The organism is Paraburkholderia sp. (assembly GCF_035948235.1).
Classification (GTDB): Bacteria; Pseudomonadota; Gammaproteobacteria; order Burkholderiales; family Burkholderiaceae; genus Paraburkholderia.
Genome location: NZ_DASZJJ010000032.1, coordinates 1 through 11,903 on the forward strand (window position 1 = coordinate 1; position 11,903 = coordinate 11,903).

Sequence of the window (11,903 nt, forward strand, 5' to 3'; positions counted from 1 at the left end):
TTCGAGCGTCGTCTCGACATCCATGTTGCGTTGCTGTCGCTGGCTGCTGCCGTTATCTGTTCACGCTTCGTTGACGACTTGTGTTAGCGACTCTTAGTCGAGCGGCGTGGCAAACAGCGCGTCGAGCAGATTCGACGATGAGGAATCGGCCAGCCGCGTGAGCGATTCGACCATGCGCACCTGGCAGTCCACCAGCGCGATGGTGCGGATGCGGCGCGATTCGCCGAATTCCGCGCCCGCGATCACACCCGCGCCGACGCCTTGCGCGATCGCGGTCTGCAGCGCCTCGCGCCCATCCACGTAAAGCACGGGCTGCACCTGCAGCCCCTTGCGCACCAGTTCGCTTTCGAGCAACTGCTGCGTGACCGAATGCGCCTCGCGGAAAATCATCGGTTCGCGCACTAGTTCCTCGTAAGTCATGCGGCGCTTTTTGGCCGCCGGGCTGTCGGCGGGCACCACCGCCACCAGCGGTTCCTCGCGCAGCACGCGCGTCTGCAGGCGGCTGTGCACCTGATGCGCTGCCGTGATCGCTGCGTCTACCTCGCTCGACAGCACGCGCCGCATGCATTCGGTGGCGTTCGCAATGCCGAGCTTCACCACCACGCCCGGATAACGGCGCCGGAACGCGCCGACCAGCTTGATCGCCAGATCGGGCGCGTCGGCGACCAGCGCCAGTTCGCCCGATTCCAGCGCGCCCGCCGATTCGAGCAGGCGACGCGCATCGCGCTCGCAGCCCACCATCTGGCGCGTCACCGCGTAGAGCCGGCGGCCCAGTTCAGTCAACTCGACGCTGCGCGGCGCGCGCTCGAACAGTTTGACGCCGAAATCGCTCTCCAGCCGCCGCACGTGATCGGAGACGGCCGGCTGGGTGAGCGAGAGCGCCTGCGCGGCGCGCGAAAAGCCGCCGTGCTCGGCGACGGCGTGAAAGGCGCGCAACTGGGCGTATTGCATGAGTGATCCTGCCTATAAGTTCCACTGATACGTACATCGATTATATCGATTTTACCGATGCTCGACGTTCCAGTACCTTAGCGGCATCAAGCCATTACGCTGAACACCGACTGGAGCAGCCGCATGACCCCCGCCGATCCGTATCTGTTGACCCCTGGCCCGCTGACCACGGCCGCTTCGACGAAAGCCGCCATGCAACGCGACTGGGGATCGTGGGACGCCGACTTCCGTGCCATGACGGCGCGCCTGCGCGCAGCGCTGCTGGAGATCGCCGGCGCGACCGATCTCGACTACGACTGCGTGCCGTTGCAGGGCAGCGGCAGCTACTGCGTCGAAGCGATGCTGGGCAGCTTCGTGCCGCGCGACGGTCACGCGCTGGTGCTGGCCAACGGCGCGTACGGCAAGCGTATCGCCACGACGCTGCGTTATCTGGGCCGCCGCCACACCGTGCACGACACCGGCGACTATCTGCCGCCGCGCGCCGCCGACGTCGAACGCCTGCTGGCCGCCAACGCCGACATCACGCATGTCGTGGTCGTGCACTGCGAAACCAGCTCCGGCATCCTCAACCCGATCGGCGAAATCGCTGAGGTCGTGGCGCGCCATGGCCGCCGCCTGCTGATCGATTCGATGAGCGCCTTCGGCGCGGTGCCGCTCGACGTGCGCACGCTGCCGTGTGAAGCGTTTGTCTCGTCGGCGAACAAGTGCATCGAGGGCGTGCCGGGATTTGGCTTTGTGATCGCGAAGAAGAGCGCCCTGGAAGCCGCAAAGGGCAACAGCCATTCGCTCGCGCTCGACCTGCACGACCAGTGGGACGTGATGAACCGCACCGGTCAGTGGCGCTTCACGCCGCCCACGCACGCCGTGGCGGCCTTTCTGGAAGCGCTGCGTCTTTATGCCGAAGAGGGCGGCCAGCCGGGGCGTCTCGCGCGCTACACGCGCAATCGCGACGTGATGGTGGCGGGCATGCAGGCGCTCGGTTTCGAGCCGCTGCTGACCGACGCGTGGCGCTCGCCGATCATTGTCACGTTCTTTTCGCCTGCGCATGCGAACTTCAGCTTTGCGCGCTTCTACGAGCTGATGAAAGAGCAGGGTTTCATCATTTACCCGGGCAAGCTGACCCACGTCGAAAGCTTCCGGATCGGCTGCATCGGCGCGCTCGACGAAGCAGTGATGCGCCGCGTGGTCGCGGCCTGCGACACGGCCCTGCGCGCCATGGGCGTGCCCGACGCCGCACCCGAACACACCTCGCTCGACGCCCGCGAGGCGCTCGCGGCCTGACTTCTTAATCGATACACGTATTCAGCAGCGCAATTCGAACGCAATTCGAAGGAAACACGGAAATGAAACACGTCAAGGCAGTGATTTTCGACTGGGCCGGCACAGTGGTGGACTACGGTTCGCGCGCGCCGATGGGCGCATTCGTCGAAACCTTCGAGGAATTCGGCGTGCCGATCACCATCGACGAAGCGCGCGGTCCGATGGGCATGGCCAAGCGTCCGCATATCGCCGCGCTGATGGCGCTGCCGCGCGTGGCACAGGCATGGGAAGCACGCCACGGCCACGCGCCGGGCGAAGCCGATATCGACGCCGTCTATGACGTCTTCGTGCCGAAGAACGTCGCCGTGGCGGCGCAGTACAGCGACGTGATTCCGGGCGTGGCGGCGGTGACGAAGCAACTGCGTGCCGATGGCGTGCGCATCGGCTCCACCACGGGCTACACCCGCGAGATCATCGACCAGATCGTGCCGGGCGCGGCCGCGCAAGGCTTCGAGGCGGACAGCATCGTCTGCACCGGCGACACGCCCGAGGGCCGTCCGTCGCCGTACATGATCTATCGCACGCTGCCGCAACTGGGCGTGTGGCGCGCGCGCGATGCGATCAAGGTGGACGACACCGAAGTGGGTATCGAAGAGGGCCTGAACGGCGGCACCTGGGCCGTGGGCGTGGCGGTGAGCGGCAACGCCTTCGGTATGACCGAGGACGAAGTTCACGCGCTGGCGCCGGACGAGTTCGCGCTGCGCCGCGCTGCCGCCGTCGAGCGCCTGCGCGCCGCCGGTGCGCACTACGTGATCGACAGCGTGGCCGATCTGCTGCCCGTGGTCAGCGAAATCGAATCGCGTCTGGCGCGCGGCGAGCGCCCGTGAGCGTGCGGGGAATCGCCGGGTTTTGATGGACGGGCGGCGCGTGCCGCCCGTTTTTCGTTTGGCTGTCGTGGCTGCGTCTTCCGACTATTTTCCCTTTTCGGATAAATTCAAATTCACGCGATTAATATATTGATTCTTAGCGTGCGCAATGCGTGTATGCGAATTTTTTCAACAAATTAACAGGTGTGCAGAATTTAAAATCCACGCATATTCGACGCCCGCATTGAAGCTATGGCATCTAATGACGCGCGCATCATTTGATGATTCGAAATGCGGTAAATCCGCGTTGCCGATATCGGGTGAATGCAAAATCCATGCACTCAACTGGATTCACGGAAAAGCGCGGTCTGCGCTACCATGAGCGCCCCTGTTTTGTCGCTCACCCATGAAGACGTTCCTGCTATTCGTCGTCACCGCGCTTGCCGAGATCGTCGGTTGCTATTTGCCGTACCGCTGGCTGCGCGAGGGCGCGAGCGCCTGGTGGCTCGTGCCGGCCGCGGCGTCGCTCGCGCTGTTTGCCTGGCTGCTGACGCTGCATCCGAGCGCGGCCGGGCGCACCTATGCCGCTTACGGCGGTGTCTACGTCTGCGTGGCGATCTTGTGGCTGTGGGGCGTCGAGGCGATCCGCCCAAGCCCCTGGGATTGGGCCGGCATCGCCTTTACGCTCGCTGGCATGGCGCTGATCGCTTTCCAGCCGCGCTGACGCGGCTTGCAGCGATTCCTGCGCATCACGCTCAAACGAGCGTATTCACGCCCGGAAACTTTGCGCGGAACGCGTGCGGCATCGGCACGACTTTCTTCGCCTCGTAGTCGAAGAACACGAAACCCGATTTCGCCATCGCGATGAGCGCGCCGTCGGTGGGCCGCGTGATGCGGAAGATGATGTCGCCGCCGTACTTGTTGAAGTCCATGATGCCGACTTCGAAGCACAACTGGTCGCGCGCGTAGGCTTCGGCGCGGTAGGTGGTCGCCAGATCCGTCACGATGATGCTGGTGTGCTCGCCCTTCATTTCCTCGATACCGGCATCGAATAGAAAGCGCGCCCGTGCCTCCGAAATCATCGAGATCATCGAATCGTTTGCGAGGTGGTTCGCCGAGTTGATATCGGTGACGCGCACCGTGAGGTGGGTCGAGTAGTAGTACTGGTCTTCAGGAAAATGGAGCTCGATGCGGGCCATGACGAATGCGGGGAGTGGGACTGTCTCTGGATGTCGTGTGGGTTGCCGCGGTGCGCTCAATGCTGCGTTGGCGCGGGTCGGGGCTGATGTCGATCCGCGCGTCTGTGCGCATTTGCCGCAGGCAAGTGCGCGATTGTAGCGGCTCGCGCGCCAACTGGCGTCCCCGATCGCAGGGACGCCGCGTTCGTCATTTATCTGATGAATAGGGACTTTCCAGGCCGCGGCGGGAGCGTCGTTGACAGTTCGCGCGTGCCTGGCGCACTCTCGCCAGAAGCGCCGCACCGGGCTGCCGAGGCCGAAGCGGGCGGCTTCGCCGCCGGGCGCGGAAATTGCGCATTGCTCCCTTGCCGCAACACTCGCGATTAGCGGCACGCCAATTCCAGCCCACGCGGGAGACCACATGACAGATGAAGGGGAGCGCAACGACGGCAGCGCGGCGCGGCAGCATGCCATCCGCACGGTCGTCGACGAGGCCATCGCGGCGGTCGGGCAGAGCGTGCAGCAGCGCGCCCAGCAGGCCCACGCAGCGACTGCCGCGCTCGGCATGGCCGATCTCGTCGGCGCCTTCGACTGGTCCACCACGCCGCTTGGCGCCTACGATAGCTGGCCGCATGGCCTCAGGAGCGTCGTGCGCCTGATGCTCGCGTCCCGCTACGCGATGTGGCTCGCCTGGGGCCCAGACCTGACGTTCCTGTGCAACGACGCCTACCGGCCGACGCTCGGCGCCAAGCAGCAGTTCATCGGCCTGCCCGCGCGCGAGGTGTGGAGCGAGGTCTGGACCGAGGCGGGCTCGCGCATCGAGCACGTACTCGCGACCGGCGAGGCGACCTGGGACGAAAGCCTGCTGCTTTTCCTTGAGCGCAACGGCTTCAAGGAGGAGACGTATCACACCTTTTCCTACGGCCCGGTGCATGGCGACAGCGGGGCCGTCGAGGGCATGCTGTGCGTGGTGACGGAAGACACGCGGCGCATTCTCTCCGAACGGCGCCTGGCGAGCGTCGCGCGGCTCTCCGGTTCGGCCCGCACCGCGCCTTCCGTGGCTGGCGCCTGTGATGAAATCGTCGCCGCGCTCGACGGCAATCGTCATGACCTGCCGTTCGTCGCGCTCTATCTGCTGGGCCCGGACGGCACTTATGCGCGCAGGACCGCTTCCAATCATGCCGATGCCGCGTGCCTGCCCGTGGATCTGCCGTTGCACGGCCAGCACGCCGGCTCGCTCGCGGCCGCGTTCGCCGAGGCGGCGCGCTCCGGTGCGCCGCTCGACGCCGACAACCTCGATACCCTCTTGCCCGCGCCGACGCTGTGGCCCGAACCCGCGACGCGCGCGGTGGTCGCGCCGTTGACGCGCGGCAGCGGCACGAGTGCGCTACGCGAGTGCACCGGCTTTCTCGTCGCGGGTTTGAGTCCGCGTCTGGTGTTCGACGACGACTATCGCCGCTTCATCGATCTCGTCGCGGCGCAGGCGGGCGACATCGTCGAAGGCGCCCGCACGGCGGAAAACGAACGCCTGCGGCTTGAGCAGCTCGCCGCGCTCGACCGCGCCAAAACCACGTTTTTCTCCAACGTGAGCCACGAACTGCGCACGCCGCTCATGCTGATGCTGTCGCCGCTCGACGACCTGGTGGCCGCCGACCGCGACCCGGCGCGTCTCGCGTTGTTGCGCCTCGCGCGGCGCAGCGGCCATCGCCTGCTGCGGCTCGTGAATTCGCTGCTCGATTTCGCTCGCATCGAGGCCGGGCGCATCGAGGTCTGCTACGAGCCGACCGATCTCGCGCGCCTCACCCAGGACGTGGCGAGCACCTTCCGCTCGGCGATCGAGCGCGGCGGCCTCGCGTTTCGCGTGCAGTGCCGCATGGACGAACCCGTCTACGTCGACCGGCAGATGTGGGAAAAGATCGTCCTGAATCTGCTCTCGAATGCCTTCAAGTTCACGCTGAACGGGCGCATTGCCGTGAGTCTCGCGCGCCACGGCGCGTATGCGCTGCTCACGGTCGAGGATAGCGGCAGCGGCATTCCGGAGCAGGCGATGCCGCATCTCTTCGAGCGTTTTCATCGCGTCGAGGGCACACAGGGGCGCACGCAGGAAGGCTCGGGCATTGGCCTCGCGTTCGTGCACGAACTGGTCAAATTGCATGGCGGCGTGATCGAGGCGTGGAGCGAGCCGGGGCAGGGCTCGCGCTTTACGGTCAGCGTGCCGCTTGGCAGCGCGCATCTGGATGCGGCGCATCTGCGTGAAGCGGCCCCGCGCGCGGCGCGCAACGGCGGCATGCAGGTGGCCGCCGCATTCGCCGCCGAGGCCGCCGGATGGCTGGGCACCGAGCGCGCCGTGCCACCGCAAAGCCAGCCGATGCCGATGGCGTTGCCGACGCAGTCACCGCAGCGGGATAAAGCCGCAAGCGTCGAAGCCGACGGCCTGCGCATGGAGCCCGCTGCGAGCGCTCTGCCAGGCGGGCTGCGCGATCAGCGCTTTGCGACGACCTTCGGCGCGCGCGTGCTGCTGGTCGACGATAACGCCGACATGCGCGCCTACCTCGGCACGCTGCTCGCCAGCGCCTATCAGGTCGATCTCGCCGCCGACGGCGTGCAGGCGCTCGATTGCGCGCGGCGCAACCCGCCCGACCTGATCGTCTCCGACGTGATGATGCCGCGCCTCGACGGCTTCGGCCTCGTTGCCGAAGTGCGCCGCGACCCCGCCTTGCGCGGCGTGCCGGTGATCCTGCTGTCGGCGCGCGCGGGCGAGGAGGCGCGCATCGAAGGGCTGGATGCGGGCGCCGACGACTATCTCGTCAAGCCGTTCTCGGCGCGCGAACTCGCGGCGCGTGTGGGCGCGCTGCTCGAACGCACGCAGATCCGCCGCGCCAACGAACAGCTGCTCGAACTGGCGCTCTCGAGCATCCAGGACCAGTTCTTCCTGCTCGATCACGATGCGCGGCTCACGCTCGTGAATCCGCGCTTTCTCGAAGTGGCGGGCGTATCGGCGGCGCAGGCGCTTGGCCAGCGTTTTGTCGATGTCTGCCCGCAGACGCTCGCCAATGGTTTCGCCGACGCCTTGCACGACGCGCTCGCGACGCGCGAGGCGCGTCAGTTTGAAACGTATTGCGCGATTTCGGGCCGCTGGTTCGACACGCGCATCTATCCGGCTGCCGAAGGCGCGGCGGTGCTGATGACCGACGTCACCGAGCGCAAGCGCGCCCAGGAATCGATCCGCCTGCGCACCGCGCAATTCGAAACGCTCATGAACGAGGCGCCGCTGGGCGTCTACCTGGTCGATCGCGATCTGCGCATCCGCGAAGTGAATCCGGCGGCGCGGCCGTTCTTCGGCGATGCGCCTGAATTGATCGGCGAGGATGTGGGCGTTGTGATGCGGCGCGTCTGGAATGCCGCGTACGCGCAGGAAATCGTCGATATCTTCCGCCGCACGCTCGAGACCGGCCAGCCATATCACACGCCCGAACGCATCGAGCCGCGCAGCGACCGCAACACGAGCGAATGCTACGAATGGGAAGTGCACCGCACGCCGCTGCCCGACGACAGTTTTGGACTCGTCTGCTATTTCCGCGATATCTCGGCGCATGTGCGCGTGCGCCAGCAACTCGAAGAAGCCGATCATCAGAAGGACGCGTTTCTCGCCACGCTGTCACACGAACTGCGCAATCCGCTCGCGCCGATCCGCAGTGCGGCGGCGATCCTGGCATCGGCGTCGCTCACGCCCGGGCAGCTTGACTGGGCCACCGACGTGATCCGGCGTCAGGTCACGCATATGTCGGGGCTGCTCGACGATCTGCTCGATCTGGCGCGCATCACCTGCGGCAAGCTCGATCTGCGGCGCGACGTGGTGAGCCTGGCGAGCGTGATCCAGACCGCCGTGGAGGCGTCGCGGCCTTTGCTTGAGCGCAAGCATCACGCGCTTGTCGTGCATGCGCCGCTGCCGGACGTGCTGATCGACGCCGACGCGCTGCGCCTCGCCCAGATGCTGTCGAACCTGCTCAACAACGCGGGCAAGTACACCGATCCGGGCGGCCATATCGAACTGACGATCACCGTCGCCGACGACACCGTCGAACTCGCGGTGAAGGACGACGGCATTGGCCTGCCGCCCGACGCGCATGAGCGCCTCTTCGCGATGTTCGCTCAGATCGACGCGCGCTCGCCGCGCGCGGAAGGGGGCCTGGGCATTGGGCTCGCGCTGTCGAAGGGGCTTGTGCAACTGCACGGCGGCACCATCACCGCGCGCTCGGCCGGCGCGAATCTGGGCAGCGAATTCCTGGTACGCCTGCCGATCGTGGTGCCGACGCATCGCGCCAGCGTATCGACCGATGGCGACGCCATCGAGCCACCCGGCGGGCGCCGCGTGCTGGTCGTCGACGACAACCGCGACGCCGCCGAAAGTCTGGCGCTGCTGCTTTCGATCGCGGGCCACGATGTGCGCGTGGCGCATGCCGGCGAAGAGGCGCTTGCGCTTGCGGCGGTGTTCCGGCCGCAGACGGTGCTGCTCGATCTGGGCATGCCGGGCCTGAGCGGCTACGACGTGGCGCGCGCGCTGCGCGTCATGCCCGAATCGGCGGACATGGTGGTGGTGGCGTTGACGGGCTGGGGGCAGGAAGAAGATCGCAGAAAAACCGGCGCGGCGGGATTCGACTGGCACATCACCAAACCGGCCGATCCCGAACAGATCATGCTGCTGCTCACGCGTTCGCGCCGTGAATTGCTGGGAGAACGCAGCGACGCGCAAGGGGTGCTGCGCCGCGACTGATCAGTCGAAACGGTGTGCGCGCTCTGGAGGCGCCTCCGAGGGCGGGTCGCCGAGCGGCGGCGGTGGCGGCACATCGCTATCGGGCACGGGCGGCGGTTGTCTGGGCTTCGGATCGCCGGGTTCCTCCGTGGGCAGATGCGCGTGAATCACGACGCGAGCGCCGGTGGTTCTAAGCGAGGCAAGCGGCATGGCGGCTCCTGAAGGCAGTGAGGATGCGTCCCTGAGCCGCAAGGCCCGTGCCGCCTTCAGTCTTTCCTGGGTGGAACGCGGGTTGCGCGTTGCTGGGCGCGCCGACTGGCGCGACATAGCGAGACGTAGCGCGACATACCGCGACGTACAGGAAAAGGAGCCGTGACGATGCATTTGCCTTTTGGACGTTTTGGGCACTTTGGACCCTTCGCATCTTCCCGTTCGCATGAAGAACGGCAGGGCGATCGGCAGGATGCGCACGCCGCCGGGCCGCAGATCGAGACCTTCCGCCTTACGCCCCATGCGTGGGTGCCAAACAACCGCTGCCTGCCCGTGATCGTCTACCGGCACGCCTTCGACGCGGCTACGCGCGATCTGGGTGCCCAGATCGACCGCCGCTTCGCAGAGCGCGGGTGGCCCGTGCAATGGCATGACGGTGTATTCGACTATCACCACTTTCACTCGACTGCTCACGAGGTGCTGGGCGTGATTGCGGGATCGGCGGAACTGATCGTCGGCGGGCCGGGCGGACGCACGCTGCGTATCGTGGGCGGCGATGTGCTGTTGTTGCCTGCGGGCACGGGACATTGTCTAGCGACGCGCGACGACGCGTTTCAGGTCGCGGGCGGCTATCCGCATGGACAGCAGTGGGATATCCGTCGCGATGCACTCACGCCTGGCGAATTGCGTCTGATGGAGGCGCTGCCGTTTCCCGCGTGCGACCCGGTCTATGGCGAGCGCGGCCCGCTGATCGAGCATTGGACGCCGCAGGATTGAACCTTCATAACGGGCTAGGGCGCGGGCGCGGGCGCGGGCAAGGACGAGATGGGCATGTGACTTGCGACATCCAGTTCAAGCCGCGCGACGCGGCTAGCCAGTCAAGCACATCATCGATATCGAGGGGGATACCATCATGAGCACTAGCATGAGTACTGCGCGCGCCCGTTCGCTGGTCTTTGCATTGTCCGTTGTGGCCGCGGGACTGGGCGCTTCGCCGCTCGTCCACGCGCAAGGCGCGCCGCAGTCGATCTCCGTGCAAAGCATGGCGACGGTTCAATCGGGCACTGGCTTTCGCGCCTCGAAGCTCGTCGGCGCGGACGTGTATGACACTCACGGCAGCAAGATCGGCGAAATCGACGATATCGTGCTCGAATCGCCGAATGACGGGGCGTTCGCGATTCTGTCCGTAGGGGGCTTTCTCGGCATGGGCAAGCACCTGGTTGCCGTGCGGTTCAACGATCTGCAGGTGAGCGCCAAACAGATCGTGCTGCAAGCCGATAAATCAGCGCTAAAGGCCATGCCGGAATTCAATTACGCGAAGGATTGAACGACGGATTTCAATCCAGGGGCGGCTCAGTCGTTGTGACGATCGGCGACCAGTTGCGCAATCTGCCGCTCGCCGATAAGGCCGCTCCACGCATTGACCCAGCGCATTGCGGCGCTTCGCTCGTCCGGCGCGTCGGCGTCCATCAGGCGGCCCATGGCTTTACGAAGCCGGTTCATCGAATAAGTCTTGCGTCGTGCCTCTGTCTGTAGCGATTGATTCATGATGCGTCTCTCAGTATTGAAATGATCAGACGAATCTAACGTATCACGCGCATTTGCATAGCCGGACTCCGCAAATGGCCGCAGAAGATCAAGGGATTTCTTGACAACACTGCGGCGATCCTACCTGAGCAAAATCCTTTTGGCATATTTTCCTGCGATGCCCGCGGACCAGATTTATCGGCGTTCAACGGTACGGCGCGCTGCAGATCAGGCATGATGGTGCAGCAGTCGATACAAATGGGTTTCGATCAACACCAACCAAGGAGCACCCAATGCGAGTCGAGCGAGTCGAGGCAGCGCAGGAAGGTCAAGAGGTCCTGTCGGTGTATGAAACCGAATTGCGTGCGTGGATGAGTCAGTGGTTCGACCAGGCGATCCTGCGGGGCTTCGTGCGTCCGCCGTTTATCCTGGATGAAGCGAAGGCACGGCGTCTCGAAGGTCTGTTCATCGCCGGGCTCACGCCTGGCGAAGGTGCGCAGGCGTTTTTTTGTACGGCGCATTGAGAACAAGTGGCCAGCTGGCTTCGGCTTGCTGGCCACGTAGCGCTGGATGGCGTGGCCTGGAGCGGACATTTCAATGTAGCCACTACAAATCAATGTCATGGCCAGTTACAGATGTCGTACCGCTGGCCATTTACAGATGTCGCATCTTTCTCTGTTTCTGTATTCACGCATCGTTGAAGGCTGTGGTTGAGGCAGCAGGGCGCCTGTGTTCATTCAGCGGGGCTTGACCGACCGCTGGCCCGGTTTTGAATCCCGGTTTGGGACCTGCGCCAGCTTCACAATCACCGCCTCCATGTCCGCCCGCGTGAACTCGCGCGTCTTCTTCGTGCCCGGCCTGCGCTTCGCTGCCCGCACGGGTTCGCCCTGGTTCGTGCGCGAGGGCGATCCCGAGGCCCGCCGGTCATCACGCTGCGCCTGCAGGGCCTGCGCTACCGCGAGCGCGTGCGCGAGGCGCTTGTGCTCGACGACTGCGCCCTGGTCCACCTCGGTCAGGCGGTCGTACTCGCGGTACGGCAGCGGCTGGCCGTCAGCGCGGATCTCGATGCGTCCGTCCGGGTACTCCCAGACGTCGATGTAACGGTGCACCAGCTTCCGGTTCTCCGGCGTGTCGTCCAGCAGGTACATCACGCGAATT

The 11,903-nt window shown here is 65.4% G+C and carries 11 protein-coding genes and 1 pseudogene; 7 read left to right on the forward strand and 5 right to left on the reverse strand.

Annotation, left to right across the window (positions count from 1 at the left end):
• Positions 1–93: 93 nt before the first annotated feature.
• Positions 94–951: a LysR substrate-binding domain-containing protein gene (locus VG320_RS01905; RefSeq protein ID WP_327198482.1), complete on the reverse strand. Its 858-nt coding sequence runs from the start codon at positions 949–951 to the stop codon at positions 94–96.
• 123 nt (positions 952–1,074) lie between these two features.
• Between VG320_RS01905 and VG320_RS01910 the strand changes: the two genes are divergently transcribed.
• The 3 genes from VG320_RS01910 to VG320_RS01920 all read left to right on the forward strand — a co-directional run bounded on the left by VG320_RS01910 (position 1,075) and on the right by VG320_RS01920 (position 3,801).
• Positions 1,075–2,232 carry a 2-aminoethylphosphonate--pyruvate transaminase gene (locus VG320_RS01910; protein WP_327198483.1) on the forward strand — a complete coding sequence of 386 codons (1,158 nt, stop codon included), beginning with the start codon at positions 1,075–1,077 and terminating at the stop codon, positions 2,230–2,232.
• Between the two features lie 62 nt (positions 2,233–2,294).
• Positions 2,295–3,098: a phosphonoacetaldehyde hydrolase gene (gene phnX / locus VG320_RS01915; RefSeq protein ID WP_327198484.1), complete on the forward strand. Its 804-nt coding sequence runs from the start codon at positions 2,295–2,297 to the stop codon at positions 3,096–3,098.
• Between the two features lie 385 nt (positions 3,099–3,483).
• Complete coding sequence (locus tag VG320_RS01920) at positions 3,484–3,801, forward strand: YnfA family protein (protein ID WP_027814707.1); 318 nt, start codon at positions 3,484–3,486, stop codon at positions 3,799–3,801.
• A 31-nt stretch (positions 3,802–3,832) separates the two neighbouring features.
• On the opposite strand, the gene VG320_RS01925 is transcribed toward VG320_RS01920, so the two are convergent.
• Positions 3,833–4,276: a thioesterase family protein gene (locus tag VG320_RS01925; RefSeq protein ID WP_321841419.1), complete on the reverse strand. Its 444-nt coding sequence runs from the start codon at positions 4,274–4,276 to the stop codon at positions 3,833–3,835.
• Between the two features lie 400 nt (positions 4,277–4,676).
• Here VG320_RS01925 and VG320_RS01930 point away from each other — a divergent pair, with 400 nt between their 5' ends.
• On the forward strand, positions 4,677–9,029 hold the full coding sequence (locus VG320_RS01930; protein ID WP_327198485.1) for an ATP-binding protein: 4,353 nt from the start codon (positions 4,677–4,679) through the stop codon (positions 9,027–9,029).
• Here VG320_RS01930 and VG320_RS01935 read toward each other — a convergent pair whose 3' ends face one another.
• Complete coding sequence (locus VG320_RS01935) at positions 9,030–9,218, reverse strand: hypothetical protein (RefSeq protein WP_327198486.1); 189 nt, start codon at positions 9,216–9,218, stop codon at positions 9,030–9,032.
• Between the two features lie 168 nt (positions 9,219–9,386).
• Between VG320_RS01935 and VG320_RS01940 the strand changes: the two genes are divergently transcribed.
• Together VG320_RS01940 and VG320_RS01945 are read left to right on the forward strand one after the other, a co-directional pair.
• Positions 9,387–9,995, forward strand: a complete 609-nt coding sequence (locus VG320_RS01940) for a cupin (protein ID WP_327198487.1) — start codon at positions 9,387–9,389, stop codon at positions 9,993–9,995.
• 136 nt (positions 9,996–10,131) lie between these two features.
• Complete coding sequence (locus VG320_RS01945) at positions 10,132–10,545, forward strand: PRC-barrel domain-containing protein (RefSeq protein WP_327198488.1); 414 nt, start codon at positions 10,132–10,134, stop codon at positions 10,543–10,545.
• Between the two features lie 26 nt (positions 10,546–10,571).
• Here the strand turns inward: VG320_RS01945 and VG320_RS01950 are convergent, their stop codons facing one another.
• Positions 10,572–10,766 carry a hypothetical protein gene (locus tag VG320_RS01950; protein ID WP_327198489.1) on the reverse strand — a complete coding sequence of 65 codons (195 nt, stop codon included), beginning with the start codon at positions 10,764–10,766 and terminating at the stop codon, positions 10,572–10,574.
• A 272-nt stretch (positions 10,767–11,038) separates the two neighbouring features.
• Between VG320_RS01950 and VG320_RS01955 the strand changes: the two genes are divergently transcribed.
• The gene (locus VG320_RS01955; RefSeq protein ID WP_327198490.1) at positions 11,039–11,269 is read left to right on the forward strand and encodes a hypothetical protein; all 231 of its coding nucleotides are present in this window, start codon (positions 11,039–11,041) and stop codon (positions 11,267–11,269) included.
• A gap of 213 nt (positions 11,270–11,482) precedes the next feature.
• On the opposite strand, the pseudogene VG320_RS01960 reads toward VG320_RS01955, so the two are convergent.
• Positions 11,483–11,903: pseudogene (locus VG320_RS01960) on the reverse strand (ISNCY family transposase); the annotation flags it as partial.